The organism is Aeromonas enteropelogenes, from assembly GCF_020097295.1.
GTDB lineage: Bacteria > Pseudomonadota > Gammaproteobacteria > Enterobacterales > Aeromonadaceae > Aeromonas > Aeromonas enteropelogenes.
The window spans coordinates 4323297-4345790 of the sequence record NZ_CP083625.1; the positions used below are offsets into that span (position 1 = coordinate 4323297).

Annotated in this window: 20 protein-coding genes; 8 read left to right on the top strand and 12 right to left on the bottom strand. The window is 61.6% G+C overall.

Going from position 1 to position 22494, the window contains the following annotated elements:
* Positions 1-87: 87 nt before the first annotated feature.
* Entirely contained in the window at positions 88-2070 is a 1983-nt protein-coding gene (locus LA321_RS19900; RefSeq protein WP_042072812.1) for an alkyl/aryl-sulfatase, read from the top strand.
* Positions 2067-2591: a hypothetical protein gene (locus LA321_RS19905; protein WP_042072814.1), complete on the top strand. Its 525-nt coding sequence runs from the start codon at positions 2067-2069 to the stop codon at positions 2589-2591. Before LA321_RS19900 ends, LA321_RS19905 begins: the two co-directional genes overlap by 4 nt.
* A gap of 79 nt (positions 2592-2670) precedes the next feature.
* On the opposite strand, the gene speA is transcribed toward LA321_RS19905, so the two are convergent.
* A complete protein-coding gene (speA, locus tag LA321_RS19910) occupies positions 2671-4572 on the bottom strand; it encodes a biosynthetic arginine decarboxylase (RefSeq protein WP_042027439.1) in 1902 nt (633 codons plus the stop codon).
* A 933-nt stretch (positions 4573-5505) separates the two neighbouring features.
* Here speA and pepT point away from each other — a divergent pair.
* Positions 5506-6729: a peptidase T gene (gene pepT / locus LA321_RS19915; RefSeq protein ID WP_042072815.1), complete on the top strand. Its 1224-nt coding sequence runs from the start codon at positions 5506-5508 to the stop codon at positions 6727-6729.
* Between the two features lie 120 nt (positions 6730-6849).
* Positions 6850-8583, top strand: coding sequence for a lysophospholipid acyltransferase family protein (locus tag LA321_RS19920; RefSeq protein WP_042072816.1), 1734 nt, complete (start codon positions 6850-6852; stop codon positions 8581-8583).
* A gap of 99 nt (positions 8584-8682) precedes the next feature.
* Here LA321_RS19920 and LA321_RS19925 read toward each other — a convergent pair whose 3' ends face one another.
* The 4 genes from LA321_RS19925 to LA321_RS19940 form a co-directional block, all read right to left on the bottom strand.
* The gene (locus LA321_RS19925) at positions 8683-8994 is read right to left on the bottom strand and encodes a SelT/SelW/SelH family protein (RefSeq protein WP_042027442.1); all 312 of its coding nucleotides are present in this window, start codon (positions 8992-8994) and stop codon (positions 8683-8685) included.
* Entirely contained in the window at positions 8991-10112 is a 1122-nt protein-coding gene (locus LA321_RS19930) for an adenosylhomocysteinase (protein ID WP_042027443.1), read from the bottom strand. Before LA321_RS19930 ends, LA321_RS19925 begins: the two co-directional genes overlap by 4 nt.
* 183 nt (positions 10113-10295) lie before the next feature.
* Positions 10296-11033: a hypothetical protein gene (locus LA321_RS19935; RefSeq protein ID WP_042072818.1), complete on the bottom strand. Its 738-nt coding sequence runs from the start codon at positions 11031-11033 to the stop codon at positions 10296-10298.
* Positions 11033-11593 (bottom strand): YceI family protein, encoded by a 561-nt coding sequence (locus tag LA321_RS19940; protein ID WP_042027448.1) that lies wholly within the window; start codon positions 11591-11593, stop codon positions 11033-11035. The genes LA321_RS19935 and LA321_RS19940 overlap by 1 nt, the downstream gene beginning before the upstream one ends.
* Before the next feature lie 106 nt (positions 11594-11699).
* On the opposite strand from LA321_RS19940, the gene LA321_RS19945 reads away from it, so the two are divergent.
* The gene (locus LA321_RS19945; RefSeq protein ID WP_042072819.1) at positions 11700-12602 is read left to right on the top strand and encodes a LysR family transcriptional regulator; all 903 of its coding nucleotides are present in this window, start codon (positions 11700-11702) and stop codon (positions 12600-12602) included.
* 2 nt (positions 12603-12604) lie between these two features.
* Here the strand turns inward: LA321_RS19945 and LA321_RS19950 are convergent, their stop codons facing one another.
* Complete coding sequence (locus tag LA321_RS19950) at positions 12605-13024, bottom strand: hypothetical protein (RefSeq protein ID WP_026458566.1); 420 nt, start codon at positions 13022-13024, stop codon at positions 12605-12607.
* 67 nt (positions 13025-13091) lie between these two features.
* Here LA321_RS19950 and LA321_RS19955 point away from each other — a divergent pair, with 67 nt between their 5' ends.
* Positions 13092-14822: a formate--tetrahydrofolate ligase gene (locus tag LA321_RS19955; protein ID WP_042072820.1), complete on the top strand. Its 1731-nt coding sequence runs from the start codon at positions 13092-13094 to the stop codon at positions 14820-14822.
* Positions 14823-14950: 128 nt separating this feature from the next.
* Here the strand turns inward: LA321_RS19955 and LA321_RS19960 are convergent, their stop codons facing one another.
* Complete coding sequence (locus tag LA321_RS19960; protein WP_042072822.1) at positions 14951-16606, bottom strand: methyl-accepting chemotaxis protein; 1656 nt, start codon at positions 16604-16606, stop codon at positions 14951-14953.
* Positions 16607-16918: 312 nt separating this feature from the next.
* On the bottom strand, positions 16919-17575 hold the full coding sequence (folE, locus tag LA321_RS19965; RefSeq protein WP_042027456.1) for a GTP cyclohydrolase I FolE: 657 nt from the start codon (positions 17573-17575) through the stop codon (positions 16919-16921).
* 217 nt (positions 17576-17792) lie between these two features.
* Here folE and moeA point away from each other — a divergent pair, with 217 nt between their 5' ends.
* Together moeA and moeB are read left to right on the top strand one after the other, a co-directional pair.
* On the top strand, positions 17793-19019 hold the full coding sequence (gene moeA, locus LA321_RS19970) for a molybdopterin molybdotransferase MoeA (RefSeq protein ID WP_042072824.1): 1227 nt from the start codon (positions 17793-17795) through the stop codon (positions 19017-19019).
* Entirely contained in the window at positions 19016-19771 is a 756-nt protein-coding gene (gene moeB / locus LA321_RS19975; protein ID WP_042072826.1) for a molybdopterin-synthase adenylyltransferase MoeB, read from the top strand. The genes moeA and moeB overlap by 4 nt, the downstream gene beginning before the upstream one ends.
* A 77-nt stretch (positions 19772-19848) precedes the next feature.
* Here moeB and LA321_RS19980 read toward each other — a convergent pair whose 3' ends face one another.
* From LA321_RS19980 to parM, 4 genes are all read right to left on the bottom strand, one after another.
* Positions 19849-20139: a Bor family protein gene (locus tag LA321_RS19980; RefSeq protein ID WP_042072828.1), complete on the bottom strand. Its 291-nt coding sequence runs from the start codon at positions 20137-20139 to the stop codon at positions 19849-19851.
* A 174-nt stretch (positions 20140-20313) separates the two neighbouring features.
* A complete protein-coding gene (locus LA321_RS19985; protein ID WP_224210000.1) occupies positions 20314-20631 on the bottom strand; it encodes a Bor family protein in 318 nt (105 codons plus the stop codon).
* 10 nt (positions 20632-20641) lie between these two features.
* Positions 20642-21451, bottom strand: coding sequence for a hypothetical protein (locus LA321_RS19990; RefSeq protein WP_224212233.1), 810 nt, complete (start codon positions 21449-21451; stop codon positions 20642-20644).
* Positions 21444-22487, bottom strand: coding sequence for a plasmid segregation protein ParM domain-containing protein (gene parM / locus LA321_RS19995; RefSeq protein ID WP_224212234.1), 1044 nt, complete (start codon positions 22485-22487; stop codon positions 21444-21446). Before parM ends, LA321_RS19990 begins: the two co-directional genes overlap by 8 nt.
* Positions 22488-22494 lie beyond the last annotated feature (7 nt).

The window sequence follows — 22494 nt, forward strand, 5'->3', positions numbered from 1 at the left end:
TACCCGTCACTCACCCTGTTTACTGGGGGGCATCAGAGTCTGACTACACTTGGTCCTGCCTACCCACCACAATCTGGAGAAAGACAGATGAAGCTCAAGTTCTCGACGCACACCATTGTCACCCTATGCCTCTCCGGCTCCCTGCTGTTGCAGCCGGCCTGGGCCGTCATCAACCCCAAGCCGGCCAGCGAATTTACCATCCAGGCCAACCAGAATGTGCTGCACACCCTGCCATTCAACGACAAGCAGGATTTCGAGGACGCCCGACGCGGCTTCATCGCCAAACCGGATACCCTCACCATCAAGGATGACAAGGGCAACGTGGTATGGGATCTGGAGCAATACAAGACCTATATCGGCCTGGACAAGACGGCGCCGGATACCGTCAACCCGAGCCTGTGGCGCAATGCCCAGCTGAACATGGAGTACGGGTTGTTCAAGGTGACCGACAAGATTTACCAGATCCGCGGCTTCGATCTCTCCAACATCACCTTCATCCAGGGTGACAAGGGATGGATCGTCTTCGACCCGCTGATCTCGCCGCAGACCGCCAAGGCGGCCCTCGCCTTCATCAACCAGACCCTGGGCGAGCGGCCGGTCAGTGCCGTGGTCTACAGCCACTCCCACGTGGATCACTACGGCGGGGCTGCCGGCCTCTTCAACTCGCCGGACGAGGTGAAAAAGAACGGGGTTCAGATCATCGCCCCCGAAGGGTTCACCGAGCATGCGGTCTCGGAAAACGTCATCGCCGGCAATGCCATGGCCCGCCGCGCCGTCTACATGTATGGCGCCCTGCTGCCGCGCAATGCCCAGGGAGGCGTGAATGGCGGCCTGGGGCAGACTACCTCCACCGGCGTTCCCTCCCTGCTGCTGCCAACCCGCTTCATCACCAAGACCGGGGAAGAGGTCACCCTGGATGGCGTGCGGATGGTCTTCCAGATGACCCCGGGCACCGAAGCGCCGGCCGAGATGAACACCTGGTTCCCGGACAGCAAGGCGCTCTGGATGGCCGAGAACACCACCAATACCATGCACAACATCCTCACCCTGCGCGGCGCCCAGGTGCGCGATGCCCTCAAGTGGTCCAGCTTCCTCAACGAGACCATCGAAACCTGGGGCGACCAGGCCCAGGTCAAGTTCCAGAGCCACCACTGGCCGCGCTGGGGCAATGCCAGCATCGTCGACTACTTCAAGAAGCAGCGGGATCTCTACAAGTACATCCACGACCAGTCGGTGCGCCTGATGAACATGGGCTACACGGGTGAGGAGATCTCGGAGAAGATTGCCCTGCCCCCCGAGCTCAACGACTTCTGGCCGAACCGCGGTTACTACGGCACCCTGCGCCACAACAGCCGGGCCGTCTATCAGCGCTACATGGGCTGGTACTCCGGCAATCCCTCCGATCTGGACAACCTGCCACCCGAGATGGTCGGCCCCAAATACGTCGAGTTCATGGGCGGTGAGCAAGCGCTGCTGAAGAAAGCAAAGGCGTCGTTCGACAAGGGGGAATATCGCTGGGTCGCGGAAGTGCTCAAGCATCTGGTGTTCGCCAACCCCAACAACCAGGAGGGCAAGCTGCTGCTGGCCGATGCGCTCGAGCAGCTGGGCTATCAGGCCGAGTCCGGCCCATGGCGCTCCGTCTATCTGCAGGGGGCCTATGAGCTGCGCAACGGCGTGCCCACTGCTGGCGGTACCGTCACCGCCTCGCCGGATACCATTCGCGCCATGAGTCCCAGCATGCTGTTCGACTATCTGGCGGTGCGGATCAATCCGGAGAAAGCGGCCGGCAAGAAGATGGTCGTCAACATGGACTTCACCGACATCGGGGAGAAACACACCCTGAGCCTGGAGAATGCCGTACTCAACCACACCACCCGCTACGCCGCCTCGCCGGATGTGACCGTCACCCTGAGCAAGCAAACCCTGGATGACATCCAGCTGGGCCAGGGCACGCTGGAGCAGAAGATCGCCAGCGGCGAGATCAAGGTTCAGGGCGACCAGCAGAAGTTCAGTGACTTCGTCAGCCTGCTCGACAAGTTCAACTTCTGGTTCAACATAGTGACCCCATGATGCGACGCACCCTGCGCGTGTGCATGACCCTGCTCTGCCTCATCCCCGGGATGGGGCAGACCTGCGGTTATGACGCACTCTACCCCAACCCGTTCGAACAGAGCTGGCCCGGTACGCTCGACGTTGCCATGGCGACCGCGGCGGCGGTTAATGATGACAGACTGGCCCGTCTGTCCCCCCTCACCGGCGAGGCGGGGTTTACCCGCAGCCAGGCCTGGCTGCAGGCCCTGAAGAACCGCTTCCAGCAGGCCGGCGTCAGGGGCGGCGTCTCCATCCTGCTGGTCGACTCCGGACTCTGGTCGAGGCTGCGTGGCAAGGAGTCACTGCTGCTGCAGTTGCACACCCCCGGGCCCCATGCGGATGACAGGGTGATGCTGCTGAGCGAGGCCGCCCTCGATGCCCTGCTGGCCGGCACCCTCACCATAGAGACTGCCGTCCAGCTTGGAGTGGTGACGCTGCAAGGAGAAGATGGCAAACAGTTGCAGCATGACTTGCACCAGGCTCTGAGCTTGCAGGTATGACCCGCTCAGATATGAAAAAAGGGAGGCATCTGCCTCCCTTTTCTTTGCTGCCATCGGGGCAACGGTCAAGCGCGGGCGCTTATTCGTCTTCCAGATAGGCGTAGCCTTGCAGACCCAGCTCCAGCTCGTCGAGCAGGGCCTTGCGGGTCGCGTCGTCCAGCGCCGGGTGGGAGACGATCCGCTGGTAGTTCTCGCGAATGACGGACGGGTCGATGTTGACGTAACGCAGCAGCTGGTCGACGGTGTCGCCGCGCACCACGTTGCGGATGTCCATCTTGCCTTCCTCGTCCAGCCACACTTCCGCGCAGTGGGTGTCACCGAACAGGTTGTGCAGATCGCCGAGGATCTCCTGATAGGCGCCCACCAGGAAGAAGCCGACGTGGCACTCTTCGTTCTCGCCATACACCGGCATCGGCAGGGTGCTTTCCACACCCAGACCGTCGACGTAGTGCTCCACCTGACCGTCGGAGTCACAGGTGATGTCCATCAGGATGCCGCGGCGGGTGAGCGGACGCTCAAGGCCGGAGAGCGGCATCACCGGGAACACCTGACCGATACCCCAGGCATCCGGCAAGGACTGGAACAGGGAGAAGTTGGCAAAGCACTTGTCGGCCAGCTTCTCGGAGAGCTCGTCAGCCAGCGCACGGTGGTTGCGGTTGACCGGGTTGAGCAGCTCTTTGAGCGCCAGACAGGTGTTCTGGTGCAGCATCTCGGCCCAGGCGCGCTGCTCGAGGTTGAGCAGGCCCATGGTGTACTGGGTGTTGACGTCTGCCAGATCCGCCACCGAATCGTGGAAAATCTCCAGCAGGGAGGGATCTTCCCCTCGCAGATCCAGCCAGCCTTTCCACATGTTTTGCAAAATGGTGGGCGCGTCTTCGTCCGGGGCGCTGATGTCGTTCACCTCCACCCCTTCGGCACCAATGATGTTGGTCACCAGCACGGCGTGGTGCGCAGTCAGGGCACGGCCGGACTCGCTGATGATGGTCGGGTGCGGCAGGTCGAACTCGCGGCACACGTCGCCAATGCCCCACACCACGTTGTTGGCGTACTCGGAGAGGCTGTAGTTGGCGGAGCAGTGGCTCTGGGAGCGGGTGCCCTCATAGTCCACACCCAGGCCACCGCCTACGTCAACGACTTCGATGTTGGCACCGAGGCGACGCAGTTCGGCGTAGAAACGGCCGCACTCGCGGATGCCGCCCTGGATGTCGCGGATGTTGGCGATCTGGGAGCCCAGGTGGAAGTGCAGCAGTTGCAGGCAGTCCAGCTTGCCGACGCTGCGCAGACGCTCGATCAGCGCCAGGATCTGGGAGGCGGACAGACCAAATTTGGACATGGAGCCGCCGCTCGATTCCCACATGCCGGAGCCGGTGGAAGCCAGCTTGGCGCGCACCCCGATGTTGGGCTTGATGTTGAGGCGAGCTGACTCGTCCAGCACCATTTCCAGCTCGGAGGGCTTCTCCACCACGATGTAGACCTTGTGGCCCATCAGGTTGCCCAGGAGGGCGTGGCGGACATATTCGCGATCTTTGTAGCCGTTGCAGACGATCACCGAGCCTTGCTCATGGTGATGGGACAACACGGCAAGCAGTTCCGGTTTGGAACCAGCTTCCAAGCCAAGCCGGGGCTTGTCGCTGTAGGACTGGCTGATGGTCTCGATGACGCGACGCTGCTGGTTTACCTTGATGGGGTAAACGCACAGGTAGTCCCCTTCATAGCCTGACTTCTCGATGGCCTGACCGAAGGCGTTGAACAGCGCATCGACCCGGCTCTTGAGGATGTCGGGGAAACGCAGCAGTACCGGAGTGGTCAGCCCGGATTGACGCAGTTGTTCGATGGCGTCGGAGAGCACTATCTGTGCGTCAGGGCGTGACTTGTCGGGAGCAACGGTCACATGACCGGCGTCATTGATATTGAAAAAACCCGCACCCCAGTAGGGAACGTTGTAGACCTTCAAGGAGTCCTTGCTGGACCAGTTAGTCATGGGCTATGCCTCGCAAATGAGCGGCCAGTGGCCGCCTTCGTTACCCTCAATCACATCCAGACCATTTGCGGCAAGCCAAGGCTGCCTGGTGGATTTTGGGAAGTAACGAGTCTTGATGTGGGGCTGGTGGCTTTACATCAAGCTCAACGGTATGCGGTGCTACGATGCCGTAGTACCGCGGTACTTTGATGACAGACAGCATCAGCCACGCAGTCTGTTCATCATTCGGCAGCCATCACGACAGCAGGAGAAAGGTTCAAGGAAGAGATGCGAAGACGCCAGCACGCATGCGTGTTGATAGACGACAACAACCACAGCCAACCCATTTCCAGTGACCGCCCATGACAAGGGAAGATGATGAGCCGTCGGCTCACTCGGTCAAATGCAAAATGAGAGTCTGTTGTTCTCCCTGATACCGGAGCCTAACCGGTATTAAAGAAACCATTCCCCAGCAGTGTCTGTCGTTTCTGCGTGCCTCGCCCTATAGGCGTGTGATCGTCCGGATGTCTGGCGGCCTCTGCCTGCGTCAGGGTTACCCTTGGATCGGCGCGGAGTGTACACACTTAAGGCCGGCCGTGACAATAAAAAATCGCGTTGCAAATCCCCTTTTTTTCACCCGTGCGAATATCGCTGCCAGGCAGGCGCCATCAGGGATAGCGCCTCATTCGCTCCCCCTCCTTTACCCCTGAAAAGAGTCACGTTTTTCCACCATGACGGGCAGCCCTGACCAGGCGGGCCTCGCAGCCAAAAAGCGGGTCTTTGCCGGCGCCTAAAAATCCTGAAACCCCTTCGCTTTATGCAGCGCAACCCGACCCGCATCAGCCCGCGTCAGGGAGTGACGCCCCGACATAAAAAATGGAGAAAACCTGCGCTGACGCAATGAGCGAGAAAACGGGATTGGCCACAATGACCTTTCATTACCGGAGGCTACTAATGGATACCCTGCTTGAGCGTTTCTTGCGTTACGTGACTTTTCATACCCGCTCTGACGAGACCAATCCCGCCTGTCCCAGCAGTGAAGGCCAGCTGGTCTTTGCCCGAGTCCTCAAGGAAGAGATGGAGGCCCTGGGGCTGACCCGGGTCACTCTGGACGAACACGGCTACCTCACCGCCTGTCTGCCAGGCAACCAGCCAGAGGCTCCCGCCATCGGTCTTATCGCCCACATGGATACCGCCGATTACGAGGCCGAGCAGGTGGAGCCCCAGATCATCGAGAACTACCAGGGTGGGGATATCTGCCTTGGCAAGGGTGACGAAGTGCTGACCATCCGCGACTACCGTTTCCTGAAAAACTACCTGGGCCAAGATCTCATTACCACGGACGGCACTACCCTGCTCGGTGCCGACGACAAGGCGGGCATCGCCGAGATCCTTACCGCCATCGATCATCTGCAGGCTCACCCCGAGATCCCTCGCGGCGATATCTGGGTCGGCTTCACCCCGGACGAGGAGATAGGCCGCGGCGCCAACCTCTTCCCGCTGGACAGGTTCCCGGCCAAGTGGGCCTATACCGTCGATGGCGGCGAACTGGGGGAGCTCGAATACGAGAACTTCAACGCCGCCAGCGCCACCATCCGTTTTATCGGCAACAACGTGCACCCGGGTACCGCCAAGGGCAGCATGATCAACAGCCAGACTCTGGCTGCCCGCTTCCACGCCGCCATGCCGGCCGAGCAGACGCCCGAGTGCACCGAGGGCTACGAAGGCTTCTTCCACCTGGCCCAGATGAACGGCACTGTGGAGGAGAGCAGCCTGCACTACATCATCCGTGACTTCGACGACGAGGGGTTTGCCAGTCGCAAGGCCGAGATGGAGCGACGGGTGGCCGCCATGCAGGCCGAGTACCCCAAGGCCCGCATTGAGCTCACCCTGACCGACAGCTATCGCAACATGCGCAGCCAGATTGAGCCGCACATGCACATTGTGGAGCTGGCCAAGGCGGCGATGATCGCGGCCGACGTGAGCCCCAGGGTCAAGCCGATCCGCGGTGGCACCGACGGTGCCCGCCTCTCCTTTATGGGGCTGCCCTGCCCGAATATTTTCACCGGTGGTCACAACTTCCACGGCAAGCACGAGTTCATCCCGCTGCAATCCATGGAAAAAGCGGTCGCCACCCTGGTGGAACTGGTACGGCTGACGGCCGCCTGGCGCGGCTGATCCTCGCCGATAACCCGCAGGGCGACACCCTTCGCCCTGCCATCAAACTGTCATCCCGCTGCCACACGGCGGGAACAGATCACCCTCATGATGGGGCAAATCCTCGCCGGAGCGCCCCAGATGTTCAGTGTCGATACCCTGCTTGCCCAGCACTTTCCCCGCCTGCATGGCTCCCCCGCACTCGCCCCGCTCAGCAAGCGGGCCCTGGCCTGGCTCTTCAACGAGCAGGCCTTCCAGCAGTTTGCCGGCCGCTATCCTCACCTGCGCGGACTCGATTTTGTTGAACAGGTGCTGGCCCAGCTCGACTTCGACTACCTGGTCAGCGAGGCGCAGCTGGAGCACATCCCCGCCAGTGGCCGGGTGATCATCGTCGCCAACCACCCCATAGGGTCTCTCGACGGGCTGGCGCTGCTGCGCCTGCTCGGCCGCATCCGCCCCGATGTGAAAATCGTGGCCAACCAGCTGCTGGCCCAGCTTGCGCCGCTGCGCTCCCTGTTGCTGCCGGTGGACAACCTGGGAGGCAAGACGGACAGGCGCGCCATTCTGGCGATGGGGGAGCACCTGGCGGCGGAAGGGGCGCTGGTGATCTTCCCCGCCGGCGAGGTATCGCGCCTCGGTCCCAAGGGAGTAAAAGATGGCCCCTGGCAGGGAGGCTTCATCAAGCTGGCCCAGCGCACCCGCACCCCGCTGGTGCCCATCCATCTGGGGGGGCGCAACAGCCTCGGCTTTTACCTTCTCTCCTGGCTCAGCAAACCGGCTTCCGGCCTGCTGCTGGTTCGCCAGCTGTTCCGCCAGCAGGGGCAGACACTGCCGATGACCATTGGGGCCAGGATCCCCCCCTCCAGCCTTGGCGATCTGCCCGCCAAAACGGCGGCACGGCTGGTGCGAAGCCACCTCTATCGCATCGGGCGGGGACAGGCGGGCAAGCTTGCGACCGAGGCCCCCATCGCCCTGCCGGAGGATCGCCGCCTGCTCAAGCAGGCCATCGATCGCTGCGAGGTGCTCGGCCACACTCCGGATGGCCAATCCATCCTGCTCTATCGCCGTCATGAGACGGGTCATTCGGTGATCCTGCGCGAGCTGGGTCGATTGCGGGAGATCGCCTTTCGGGCGGTGGGGGAAGGCTCCGGCAGACGGCGGGATCTCGACGGCTTTGACGATGACTATTACCACCTCATCCTCTGGGATCCGGCCAGACTCGACATCATAGGCGCCTACCGTTTCGCCCCGGTGGCCGAGCTGCTGGCAAGCAAGGGATTGGCCGGCCTCTACAGCCACACCCTGTTCGGCTTCGAGGAGAAGCTGCAGCCTCGGCTGGAACAGGCCATTGAACTGGGCCGCAGCTTTATCCAGCCCGCCTACTGGGGCAAGCGGGGTCTGGATTACCTTTGGTTCGGCATCGGCGCCTATCTGGCCCGCTATCCCGACTACCGCTATCTGTTTGGCCCGGTGTCGCTGTCCGGCAGCCTGCCGCCGGCGGCCAAGGATCTACTGGTAAGCTTCTATCGCCAGCACTTTGCCCCCACGCTTGCGCTGGCCCCCTCGCGTCGCCCCTACCCCATGACGACACCGCTGTTCGCAGGCACGGATTACGGCGCCGATCTCAAGGAGCTCAAAGCCCGTCTCGACAATCTGGGCTGCGCCATTCCCACCCTCTACAAGCAGTATTCCGAGCTGTGCGAACCGGGAGGCGTGCAGTTCATGGACTTTGGCATCGACCCCGACTTCAATCACTGCATCGACGGCCTGGTGTGGGTGGATGTGAGCCGCATCAAGCCCCACAAGCGGGCCCGCTATATCGGCAACCCACAGGACGTGGAGCTGATCCCTGGCGACGGGCGAACGCCACAATAGAGGTGCGCCGCAATTAATAAGAGAGGGAGGCCACGGCCTCCCTCTTTCGTATGTTTCTATTGTCTCTGACACTTGCCCCTTGTCAGGACCAGCGTCCCCTTACTCGGCAGCCGGCTTGCGATCGGCATGGCCAAGGTCACGCTCGGGGGCGATGAGGTCGCGCACCCGCTGCTTGATCTCCTTGGCCTCGGGGAAGCCCTCGTCAGCCACCCGATCCCACACCTGCACGCCATTCACCAGGATGCGAAATTCACCCTTGCTGGCCGGTACCAGGGCTACCTCACCAAGCTCGCTGTCGAAGGTGGAGAGCAGCTCCTGGGCCAGCCAGGCGGCACGCAGCATCCAGCGGCAGAGGGTGCAGTAGCGGATCTCGATGCGGGGTTTGCCGCCCGGGATGGACAAGTCGCTCATTCGGTCACTCCATGAAAATCGGTCAGCCAGTGGCGGGCGATGGCCCGCATGGTGGATTCCGGCAGCTCCAGCAGGCTGGGAGCCAGGGGGCCGGCGGCCAACATCCGGATCCCCTCCATGATCTCCGCCAGCACCAGATAGACGTATTCACCGATGACGGCGCCATGGACGAAGTTGACCGCCTCGCCCCGGTTGAGCAGATAGATCTGGCTGCCATCGGGACGATTGAGGGCCAGCACGTGGGGACACACCTCCTCGCTCGGCCAAGGCAGCCGGGCCAAGCAGAAGGCGAACTCGTCGTCGGCGGAGGTGACCGAGGCCACCATGGTGCCGGGGCGCAGTGCCTGCAGATCCGCGAGATCGAGGGAGCCATTGCCGGTGGAGCAGATCACCAGCTCGGCGCGACGCAGGGCCTCCTCCTTGGTGATCAGGCGAAAGCCGTGGGAGAGCGCCTCGACCTGGCGCAGCACGTCCGTCTCCACCAGCCCCAGATGGAGGTTGCGGCAGCGCAGGTCGCGGGCGATGCTGCGCCCCACCTTGCCATAGCCGAACAGCGCCGCCTCGCAGACATTGAAGGTTCGGTTAAGAGTGCGGGCCAGCGATTCGGCGGAGTAGACCACGCTCAGGCCAATCTGGATATCCTCGGCCTGCTTGAGGGGACTGCGCGCCACCGACACGACCGGGGTCGCCAGCACCTCCTGCTCGTAGCGCTGATGGCCATTCTCGGTCATCTCCACCACGCCGAGAAAACGGGGGCCGAAATACTCGCTCAGGGTCGCCTGGGTCTTGGCAAAATAACCGCCAATATCGAGGATGATAAGTCGTTCGTGGGGGGCTACCAGCGGGGCTATCTGGGCGATGACACCATCGGGATCATTGGTCCACTGGCGGTTGAGGGTACAGACGGGATAGTGGCGGGATACCCACTCCAGGGTCGGGGCATGCACCGATTTGGGCTTTGGCAGGATGGCCGCGATGCGCCCCATCTGGCCAAGGGCCTCGATAAAGCGGGGACGGTCGGGGAGCAGATGGGTGACCAGCAGGATGCAAAGACCATCGATACGTCCCTGATCGATAAAATGGCGAAAAAACAGATGCTCAGATCCTTGACTGCGCAACTGTGGCCTCCTTAATGTGCCGCAAAGCAGGCAAACAGAACCCGGCATGACCGGGTTCTGTGTGTATCCAGTGAAATGAAAATCCTTTTTATCTTAAACACATAGGCGGCTCAATCATTATCTGCCAAGAGTATGAGCAGGTATGCAAAAATGCTCATAATTGTCTGTTTTTTATGCAAAAACTCAGTAAAGAGAAGCCTCAGGCCAGACCCACCACAGGCTGATGCCAGTCCCCACCCCGGCCAGCAGGATCAGGATCCCCCAACGGGTCTGCCACCGGGTGTTGCGAAGCCCCCACTCCAGCAGCGGCAGCAGCCAGACCGGCAGCAAGACGCTCAAAGGCACCTCCACGTATTGCCAGGCGAGCATCTGGACGAAGGCCAGCGCCAACGCCAGGGCGGCAGGCGCCACTTTCGCCCCGGCAAAGGTGGCCAGCAGCGCCCGAAAACCGGCCAATGCCGCCAGGGCCCCCGCCAGCTGGGCGATCAGCAGGCTGCCATCGATACCGATCACCAGCGCCAGCCAGACAAAGCCGAGGGCAAAACCCAGCCCCTCGCGGCTATCACCCTGCCAGGTGGCAACGCCGTACCAGGCGATGGCGGGCAGCAGCGCCAGCCAGATGCGCGGCTCGCCAGCCAGCACAGAGGCCAGCCCCTGCCACCACACCAGGGCACCCGCCACGGCAAACAGCAACCAGGCTGCGCGCTTGTCCGCCAGCTGGGCCGAGATGGCGGGCACCAGCAGGGTCAGCGGCAGCCACTGCCACGCCTTGACCGGCACGCCATAGAAACCGCCCAGCAGCGAGCCCACCAGCCAGAGGGCCAGCGCCCCCCACAGATACGCCGCGCGCGGCCAGCGCCATGACAGCAAAGCGGCCCCCAAGGGGGCCGCCAGGGTTTGAAGCAGAAGTGCCGCACCCATTACTTGCGCACGCCTTCGACAAACAGCTGGATAGCCATCTCGTCAGGGATGCCCGGCAGCATGTAGTTCACGCCGAAATCGCTGCGCTTGATGGTGGTGGAGGCGTTGAAGCCGCTGCGATAGCCGCCCCAGGGATCCTTGCCCTCACCGATCTTGACCAGATCGAAGGCCACTTCCTTGCTGACGCCGTGCAGGGTCAGGGTACCCTTGAGTACGCCCTTATCCTTGCTGCCTTCATAGGCGGAGCTGACGAAGGTCATCTTGGGATACTGCTTCACGTCGAGAAAATCCGGGCTGCGCAGGTGCTTGTCCCGGGCCTCATGGTTGGAATCCACGCTGGCGGCATCCACCTCGAAGCTCGCCTTGGCGGCGGTCGGGTTGGCGTCATCCATGCTGAAGGTGCCGCTGAAGGTGTTGAAACGGCCCACCAGTTCCGAGAAGCCGAGGTGGCCCACCTTGAACTGCACCGTGGTGTGCGCCGCATCGACATCGTAATCGGCCGCCATCAGGGGGGTCGCCATAAACAGGCAGGAGGCCAGCAGGGCCTTGGTCATTTTCATCCGTTCGTTCCTTCATTGGGTTCACATCGGTAAACAAAATGCTAACCTCCTTGCCTTAATGAATAATCAGTGATTTATTAAATTAATTATTTACTGAGGATGGAAAATGGATCAGATCGCCGCCATGCGCACCTTCATCAAGGTGGTGGAGTGCCAGAGTTTTACCAAGGCGGCCCATCAGCTCGGCATCTCGGTGGCCATGGCCTCCAAGCTGATGCAGCAGCTGGAGGAGTCTCTCGCCACCCGCCTGCTGTCGCGCACCACCCGCCAGGTCAATCCCACCGAGGCGGGCCAGTTCTACTATCAGCGCTCGCAGGCCTTGCTGGCGGAGCTCGAAGAGACCCACAGCCAGCTCACCCACCACAACCAGCAGCCCAACGGCACTCTCAAGCTGTCGGTGCCGATGGATTTTGGTTACCTGCACCTCTCCCCCGCCCTGCCGCTGTTTCGCGAGCGCTTCCCCGATCTCAAGCTGGATATCGAATACAGCGACAGGCGGGTGGCACTGGTGGAAGAGGGGTTCGATCTGGCGCTGCGGATCGGTCATCTGAGCGACTCCTCCCTGGTGGCGCGCCAGCTGGCGACGATCAGGCTCGAGCTGTGCGCAAGCCCGGCCTATCTGGCCCGCAAGGGAATGCCAAAGAGCCCTGACGATCTCAGGCAGCACGACTGCCTCGTCTACACCCTGACCCAGCCGGAGTGGCACTTCAAACGGGATGGGGAGTCACAAAGCGTGCGCCCGCAGGGGCCGCTTCGCGCCAACAACGGGGTGGCGCTGACCCGCGCCGCTTGTGATGATCAGGGCATCATATTGCAGCCCACCTTCATCGTGGGGGAGGCCCTGAACGATGGCAGGCTGGTGAGCTTGTTGCCCGAGTGGAACAAGGGCGAGGTGGGGCTTTATGCGGTCTATCCGCACCGGCGCTTCGTCTCGGCCAAGGTGCGCTGCTTTATCGAATTCGTGCAGGAGCGTTATCTCGCCCCGCAGAAGTGGGATCAGCCGACCTGAAGCTAAGCCTGACTGGAGACAGAAGGTGACGCAGGCAGGTGGGCCAGCAGGCGTGCCGGCTCCGGGGTCAGCAGCCAGCGCGGCAAACGGGTGCGGATCGCCGTCAACTGCTGGTCGCTCAAGGCGTAGGGCAGTGTCACCTCAAGCTCCCTGCAGTCAAACATGGCGGCCAGCTGCAGGATCAGGATGAGGTTTGCCTCGTCGCTGCGACGCTTGTTGATGCGTTTTGCGATCTCGTGTTGCAGCTGGGTGCGCGAGTCCTGGGTCATCGCCTGCCAGCCAAACCCGAACAGGGGCACCAGGGCGCTGACAATGCCAAGGGCGGTGAGCGGCTGTTTGGGCGGGTGATAGAGCGCATTGAGATCCAGCAGAAGAGGATCCTGAGCACTCTCTCCCTCACCAAATAAAATCGTTTTCGTCATTGGATTACCCATTATATTCCACTAGACTTCGCCGCATATTCTACCCCGACATGCCAACGAGGTGCTGATGCTAAGCGATATCGAGATCTCCCGCCAGTCCCCCCGCCTCCCCATCCACGAGCTGGCCCAGCGCCTCGCCATCCCGCCGCATCTGCTTTATCCCTACGGCCACTACAAGGGCAAACTGAGCCTGGATCTGCTCAAACAGGCCAACCCCAAGGCCGGCAAGCTGGTGCTGGTGAGCGCCATCACCCCGACCCCGCTCGGCGAGGGCAAGACGGTCACCACCCTCGGACTCTCCATGGGGCTCAACCATATCGGCCACCCCAGTATCGCCACCATACGTCAGCCGAGCCTCGGCCCCGTATTTGGGGTCAAGGGGGGCGCCGCCGGGGGCGGTCATGCCCAGGTGGTGCCGATGGAGGAGATGAACCTGCACCTGACCGGTGATTTTCACGCCCTGAGTGCCGCCCACAACCTGGCCGCCGCCGCCCTCGATGCCCGCCTGTTTCACGAGCGCAAACTCGGCGACCAGTTCAGTACCAAAACCGGCCTGACCCGGCTCGACATCGATCCGGCTCAGGTCCTCTGGCCACGCACCCTCGACATGAACGATCGCGCCCTGCGCCATCTCACCATAGGTCAGGGAGAGCCGGCCGATGGCGTGGAGCGCAGCGATCGCTTCGTCATCACCGCCGCCTCCGAGCTGATGGCCATCCTGGCGCTGGCCAGCGATCTGAAAGACTTGCGCGCGCGCATCGGCCGCATCCAGCTGGCCCTTGATATCCACGGCAACCCCATCACCGCCGAGCAACTGGAAGTGGCCGGCGCCATGACGGTACTGCTCAAAGATGCCCTGCAACCTACCCTGATGCAGACCACTGAGCAGACCCCTGTGCTGGTGCACGCGGGGCCGTTTGCCAACATCGCCCACGGCAACTCCTCGGTGATCGCCGATCGTATCGCCCTTGGTCTCACCGACTATGTGGTGACCGAGGCGGGCTTTGGCTCCGACATGGGGCTGGAGAAGTTCTTCAACATCAAGAGCCGCCAATCCGGCATCACCCCCTCCTGCGTGGTGCTGGTGGCCACGGTGCGTGGCCTCAAGGCCAACAGCGGCCTGCTCGATATCCGCCCCGGCCAGCCGTTGCCCGCCAGCCTGCAGGGGGAAGATCTGGCCACCCTGCACCAGGGCTGTGCCAACCTCGTCTGGCATATTCGCAATGCCCGCCGTTACGGAGTGCCCGTTGTGGTCGCCATCAACCGCTTCCCCACCGACAGCCAGGCTGAACTCGAGCTATTGATGAGTGAAGCGATGAACGCAGGAGCCTGTGGCACCGCCATCTCCCATGCCTTCGTGCAGGGCGGTGAAGGGGCTACCGAGCTGGCCCAAGCCGTGGTCGATGCCTGCGCGTTGCCGAGCCGGACCACCCTGCTCTATCCCGACGAGATGAGCCTGAGTGCCAAGCTCGCCACCCTGGTGGAGTGCGGCTATGGCGGTCGTGGCGTCATCCTCTCCGACAAGGCGCGCCAGCAACTGGCACGACTCTCGGCCGAAGGTTGGGATCATCTGCCCATCTGCATGGCCAAGACCCCCCTCTCCATCAGCCATGATCCGGCGAAAAAGGGCGTGCCCCGAGATTTCGAGATCCCCGTCGACGAGGTGAAACTGTGCGCCGGCGCCGGTTTCGTCTATGCCCTGGCGGGCCCCATCATGACCATGCCGGGCCTGGGCAGCCTGCCAGCCTATCGTCATATCGATATCGATGATAACGGAGAGATCATTGGGCTGAGCTAAATGGTCGGGTAAGGGGTCTGGCGTCGGCCGATTACGCTTCGCTAATCGACCCTACGGTCAAAAAAACTGCCAGAAACGACAAGGCCCCGCCAATTGGCGGGGCCTTTCGTTATCACGCCAGCAAGGCTTTAGAGGGTAAAGCGCTGGGTCATATGGTGCAGGGTATTGGCCAGCTTGCTCAGCTCGCCACAGGCCTGGGCAATCTGGCTCGCGCCCTGGGCATTCTCGTCCGCTGCATTGTGAATGTTGACGATATTGCGGTTGAGCTCTTCGGTCACCGCGTTCTGCTCCTCGGTGGCGGTGGCGATCAGGGTGTTCATGTCGGTGATGCGCACCACGGCACTGTTGATGGTGTCGATGCTGGTCCCCGCATCCCGCGCCAGCCCCACGCTCTCCTGCATCTGGTGACGGCTCAGCTGCATGGCGTTGCCCGCCTCGGCGGCGCGGCTTTGCAGCAGCTCGATCATCTTGCTGATCTCGGCGGTGGAATCCTGGGTGCGCTGGGCCAGGGAGCGAACCTCATCCGCCACCACGGCAAAGCCACGACCCTGTTCCCCTGCCCGTGCGGCCTCAATGGCGGCATTGAGGGCCAGCAGGTTGGTCTGGCCGGCGATGTCGCGGATCACATCCAGCACCACTGTAATGTTGGCGCTGTCCGCCTCCAGCTGCTGGACCACGGCACCGGCTTGCTCAATCTTCTCGGAGACCTCTTCGATGCTGCTGATGGCGCTACGTACCACCTGGTTGCCATCGGCCGAGGTACGGGAAGCATCCTTGGCGGCACTCATGGCATCCGTGGTATTGCGGGCTACTTCGTTGACGGTGGACTGCATCTCGTTCATGGCGGTGGCAACCTGGGAGACTTCGCTCTGCTGGATGGCCATGCCGCTGGCAGATTGACTGGAGATGGCACTCACCTCCTCCACCGCGCTGCTGAGCTGGCTGACAGATCCGGCGATCTCGCTCACCAGCTCGGACAGAGAAGTCTGCATCCGGTTGATGGCGCTGCCCAGCTGGCCCAGCTCGTCACGGTTGAAGCGGTTCTCCTTGATCCACTGTTGCAGCTCGCCCTGCCCCAGCTCGCCACCGGCGATACGCTGCGCCTGACGGGCCAGCATGATGAGGGGGTCGCGGATCTGGCGGGTGAGCAGCATGGAGAGCATGACCACCAGAATGAGGGAGACCACCAGGGCGATGGAGACACTCCACTTGGCGCCATCGTAGGAGGCCACCACATCGGAGCGAGAGTCTGTGGCATAGCCGTGGTTGATACGGATCAGCTCGTCAACATAGTGATGCAGTGAGCCAAAGAGCGGCACCCCTTCTGCCAGGAAGATTTTCTGGGCTTCGGCCATCTGGCCATTGTCCTGCAGCTGCTTGACCCGCTGGTGCAGGGCGACATAACGGGTCCATTCCGCCTTGACGCCGTCGAAGGCGCGACGCTCTTCCACATCTTCCGCCCAGATGGTACGGTCATGGCCGGCCAGTTGCTGATCCACCTTGCGGATCAGATCAGCGGCCACATCACGATATTCCGCGCGCAGTTTCGGATCCTCGGCCACCACGAAGTAGCCGAGTTCATAGCGACGCAGTTCGCTGATGCGATCCCCAATCAGGGTGGTCCGGTTGACGGCCGGCAGTATGCTGTCGGTAAAGCGCAGCGCCGCTCCGTTCATGTTGCCAAACTGAACGATTGCAAAGCCGCCGATAAAGGCAACCATCAGGCCGAGCACGGCAAAACCGGCCGACAGTTTCTTGCCTATGGTCATGGAGCTGGTATTCATGGCATTTCCTGAAATTGAGTGAACAGGTTCCGCGGGCCTGTTGCGCGAGGCAAAGACCCGGATCCCGCGTTCCATCGCAGCTCATCGAGAAAATGAGTTTGGTCCTGAGGTAAAACAAGGGGCGTCAGGGGACAAACAGCCGTCTCCCGTGTCCCGAACAAGAAGGAATGGAGTCAAAACAACCCATTGTAAAAGCCTTATCGACCGACCTGGCCTATTCCTTGAGACTTTTATTGGTAAAAAATGCAGGCCAACTGTCAGCCTGCAGCAGAGAGGGAAAGTACAGGGGCGGTTCTCACCGCCCCGCAGGTATCAGCTGCGCAAACCGCCCAAAAACTCGGCGCGGGTATCAGGCTGGGTCTTGAACACACCGCCGAGGGAGGTGGTGGTGGTGTAAGAGGTGGAGTCCATCACCCCGCGAGCTTTCACGCAGAAGTGGGTCGCCTTGATGCTGATGGCCACATCCTGGGTACCCAGCAGGGTCTGCAACGCCAGCAGGATCTGCTGGGTGAGCCGCTCCTGCACCTGGGGACGGCGGGCGAAGAACTGCACGATACGGTTGATCTTCGAGAGCCCGATCACCTTGCCACGAGGGATATAGGCGACATGGGCCAGCCCGTCGATGGTCACGAAATGGTGCTCACAGGTACTGGTGAGGCTGATGTCCCGCACCATGATCATCTCGTCCACCTGCATCTTGTTCTCGATCACCGTCACCTTGGGGAAGGTGGTGTAGTCGAGGCCGGAGAAAATCTCGTTCACGTACATCTTGGCGATGCGATGCGGCGTCTCGGCCAGGCTATCATCGGCCAGATCCAGCCCCAGCGTCTCCATGATGGCGCGCATGTGGCCTTCGATCTTTTCCCGCTTCTGCTGGCTATCCAGCTGGTTGGCAACCAGGGGGGTTTCCAGTCCCTGGGCCTCGAGGGCAGCCCTGACCAGCAAGGCTTCCTGACTTAAGGTTGTCATTGTCGTCTCTCCCACGCTCAGGGACGGTGAGGGCCAATCGGGCGGCCCTTTATGGTATGGCGGCATAGTAAACGGCCATTGCCGCCAATATTCAAGTCAACTTGCGTTCCTAATCATACTTTATGGTCTAACGGGCACTTTTACCCTGCCACGACCTGCCCATCCGCAGGGATTTTTGTGATAATCCCGCCCTCAACCATAGAAAGAGGTAATGACGATGGGATTTGATACCAGCGGACTACTCCCCTTGAGCGATGCCCTGCAAGGGATGCTGGAGCAACTTGCCTGCTGCTGCGACACCGAGCAGCTGCCGCTGCCAGAGGCCCTCGGCCGGATCCTCGCGGACGATATCGCCTCTCCCCTCTCAGTGCCTCCGTTCGACAACTCCGCCATGGATGGCTATGCCGTGCGCCTGGCGGATCTCGCCGCGGGCACGCCGCTCATCATGGCGGGCAAGGCCTTCGCCGGCCAACCCTATCAGGGGGAGTGGCCCGCCGGCCACTGCGTGCGCATCATGACCGGCGCCCCGGTGCCGGCAGGGACGGATGCGGTGGTGATGCAGGAAGAGACCCGGGCCGATGGCGAACGGATCACCTTCCTCTGCCAGCCCGTGCCGGGTCAGAACATCCGCCGCGCTGGCAGCGATATGGCCAAGGGCGCCTGCGTGCTCGGCGCCGGCACCCGCCTCACCCCTCGGGAGATGCCACTGCTGGCCTCTCTTGGCATCGCCACCGTCAGCGTGCGCCGCCCGCTCAGGGTCGCCATCTTCAGCACAGGTGACGAGCTCAAACCGGTCGGTACCCCGCTCGCTCACGGCGACATCTACGACTCCAACCGCTACGGCGTCAAGGCGATGCTGGCGCGTCTGGGGTGCGACTGCCTCGACCTTGGCATCCTGCCCGACAATCCTGACCTGCTGCGCGCCGCTTTCATCCGGGCCGATCAGGAGGCCGATGTGCTGATCACCACGGGTGGCGTCTCGGTGGGGGAAGCGGACTTTACCAAACAGCTGCTGGACGAGCTTGGCGAAATCGGCTTCTGGAAGCTCGCCATCAAGCCGGGCAAGCCGTTCGCCTTCGGCCGCCTGCCCCATGCCTGGTTCTTCGGCCTGCCGGGCAATCCGGTCTCCGCCATGGTCACCTTCGATCAGCTGGTGCAGCCGGCGCTGGCCAAACTGGCCGGTCAGCGTTTCGAGCGCCCGCTCCAGCTCCAGGCCGTCGCTGCCGAGCCGCTCAAGAAGAGCCCGGGGCGTCTGGACTTCCAGCGCGGTATCCTCTGCCAAGGTCCAAGCGGCCTCGAAGTGCGCAGCACAGGCTCCCAGGACTCCGCCGTGTTCAGCTCCCTGTCGCGGGCCAACTGCTACATCGTCCTTGAGCGCGAGCGCGGTCGGGTCGCGGCGGGTGAGACCGTCACCGTCGAGCCGTTCGGGGGATTGCTGCTGTGAGCGAGATCCTCTCCGACGCCGAGCTCTTGCGCTACAACCGCCAGATCATCCTCAAATCCTTCGACTTCGAGGGACAGGAAGCGCTCAAGCAGGCCCATGTGCTGGTGATTGGCGCCGGGGGCCTCGGCTGCGCCGCCAGCCAGTATCTGGCGGTGGCGGGGGTTGGCCAGCTTACCCTGGTGGATTTTGACAAGGTGGAGCTCTCCAACCTGCAGCGCCAGGTGCTGCACACAGATGTCCGGGTGGGCCAGTACAAGGTGGACTCCGCTGCCCAGGCGCTGCGCGCCCTCAACCCCTGGCTCAAGGTCGACACCCACGCCACCGTCGCCGACGAGGCGCTGCTCGATACCCTGTTGCCCCTGCACCAGCTGGTGCTCGATTGCACCGACAACCTGACCATTCGCAACCTGCTCAACCAAAAGGCCCGCCAGCACGGGGTGCCCCTGGTCAGCGGCGCCGCCATCCGGATGGAGGGGCAGATCTGCAGCTTCACCTGGCAGGAGGGAGAGCCCTGCTATGCCTGCCTCAGCGCCCTGTTCGGCGAGCAGGCCCTCACTTGCGTCGAGGCCGGGGTGCTGGCACCCGTGGTCGGTCTGGTGGGCAGCCTGCAGGCTCTTGAAGCCATCAAGCTGCTGGCCGGCATGGGCAAGAGCTACAGCGGTCGCCTGCTGATGATCGATGGCCTTGGCGGCAGCTTTCGCGAGATGAAACTGCCCAAACGGCCAGACTGCCCAGTCTGCTCGCACGAGTGAGTTGCTCAGCCACTCTTTGCACCAACAAAAAGCCGACCCATAGGGTCGGCTTTTTGCAAACATGTATACGACAGTGATTAACCGGCGCAGTAAACACGCGCCTCGCGAGGGGTGTAAACACCGAAGGTCACGGCACCCAGCAAACCATTGAGGAAGGTATGCTGCGCTTCGACCCGCACTACCTTGTCGGCACCGTTGCAAACGGCAGCAGCATCGATGGTTTTGCTTTGACCGAGGCCTGAGATGAAGAAGTGATGGGTCACTTCTTTGGTGGGTTTCACTGAATTACCGGAATGCACGGTAAAACCTTGCTGGGCACAACCAGCGATCATCATTGCAACGACCGCAGTCAATACCATTTTTTTCATTTTATTATCCCTGACAACATTATTTCCCCCCCGCTCTGCCGGTGCCACGCAATGAAATATTATTGTTTACTATCAATTATATAAACAAAACAACACTCCACGCTGCGCACACATTATCAAAATCCAGAGAGGGAGACCAACCCCATTCGAGGCCCTTCAATATCTAATCCAAAATCACAGATTGCAATAAACCCGAGCAGTTCTCGGGGTATATATTCCCAGTGTCAAGACGGCCATCAGCGCATCCTGTGGGCTCTGTTGCATTTCAACCCGCACAACTTTCCTCGGGTCCCCATGGCAAGCCAAGGAAGCATCAACCATCTCACTCTGGCCAATCCCCGCCAGTACAAAATCATGGCTCACTTCTCTGTTTGGCTGGCCTGGGTTACCTTCGTGCACGAAAAAGGTCTGCCGAGCACACCCCGATAACAGCAAGGCGCAGCACGCCATCCATACTACTTTCTTCATCTGTTTTACCTTGACGAAGGTCATTGAGATCTTCTTAGAAGATCCCCTTGGTCTTCACTTTTCTCATGTTAGCCACCTGGCTCGAGAGATCTTCCACCAGAGGCTCAGGGGCTTCGGTGGCAGTGCTCTGGCGAGCAGGCGCACTGGCCAGGCGCTGGATCAGCCGGTGTTGCTCACGAATGAGCCTGGATTGCTCCTCAAGCTGGCGCGAGAGCAGCTGGATGCTGCTGGCGAGGGGCGCCAGATCCGGCTCAGTCCCCACGGCCGGCAACTTGCCCGCGATGGCCTCGGCCAGCTGATCATGATCCAGAGGGGCCGGCAACCCCTGGCGCAACTCATCCCACAGTTCGGTGGACTGCTGTTCACCCAACCGGCTCACTATCTCGTCCACCAGGTTGTCCGGCACCGGCGCCGCAGCCTGCTGGCCCAGACGCTGGACTATCTCATCCGCCAGCGCCCGGTTGTCCCCCTGTTCCAGCCGGGGGGCCAATCTGGCCACTATCTCGTCGATCAGGGTATCGGAGGATGGCGTATCCTCCGCTCCCAGCAAGAAGCCACAGCTGGCGAAGGCGTGGCGCAAGGTGGTCATGCTCACCTGCTCAGGCCCCAGGGCATTGGCGATGGCCTTGCACAAATTGGGGGCCAGCACATACATGAACATGCCGGAGAGATAGATATCCTTGTGGAACCGACTCTTGGAGAAGTCGAACTCCTCGCTGCCATCCTGGATCTTGCGTGCCCGCTGATACCAGTTTTGCAGCACCCCGACCGCATAGCGATCAGACTCCAGCGCACCCGGATCCATGTAGATGGAGAAGGTCATGCGCTTGAGTTGACTACTCATCGGCGACCTCGGCCATCACAGGCGCCTCGCGATAGACCTCGTCCTCTTCGGTGGTGTAGAGGCAGATCTCGCGGGCCAAGGCGGCCTGGGCATCGTCCAGCAGTTCAACCCGCTCACCCAGGGTCGGATAGGCCGCCTTGATCGCATCATAGATAAGGGAGGCACCACCACCGACCAGATAGACCCGGTTCGGGTTCTTGGCGAACTTCTTCGCCTCGTGGGCAACCTGGGAGCCCAGTTCGTCGATCTTGTTCTGCATCTTCTCGAGGATGCGCGGGATCTGGCTCTCGTCGTTCACCACGTCGCTCACAAAGCTCATGTCGTGGCGACGCTTGATGAACTCGTTGGCCACCAGATAGCTGGAGTCGCTATCCGCCGCCGCCAGCGCCTTGCGGGTCGCGTCGGTCACCATGGAGACGCCGATCTCGTTGTTGCCGTAGACATCGGAGACGTCGTCGAACTCACCGACGATGATCCCCATGTCCAGGGTGGTACCACCGCAGTCGATCACCAGGGTCTTGGTGAACTCGTTGCAGCCCGAGCCAATGAGGCGGGACAGGGCCGCAGGCAGGCTCTCCGGCATCACCTCGACGCTGACGATATTGAACAGCTCACCTTTGTTGAGGCTGATGTCACGCATCAGGTTGCGGCGCTTCTTCTCGATCTTCTCTTCATTACGCTGGCAGTCATCCGGGTTGTAGAACTCGGTGATGGGCAGGGTTACCGTGATGGCCACGTCACAGGGGGTCACACCGGTCTGCAGCAGGGCATGGTGCACGGAGAGCAGGTTCAGATCGTCGTACTGGTACTCCACGTGAGTCGTTGCCAGCGACTTGTCGGAGGTGGCGTCATAGGTGTACTTGGTGTTGCCTATTTCGTAGTTGTAGATCTTCTTGTCCTTGCGCAATGCGGCACTCTTCCAATCCTTGCGAAAAGAGTTGGGAGAGATGATGGTCTTGAGCACCTTGTTCTCAATCCAGCTCACCTTGACGTTGGTCGAACCATCATCGATGGCCATTTTCATTACTTCAGACATGAGGAAA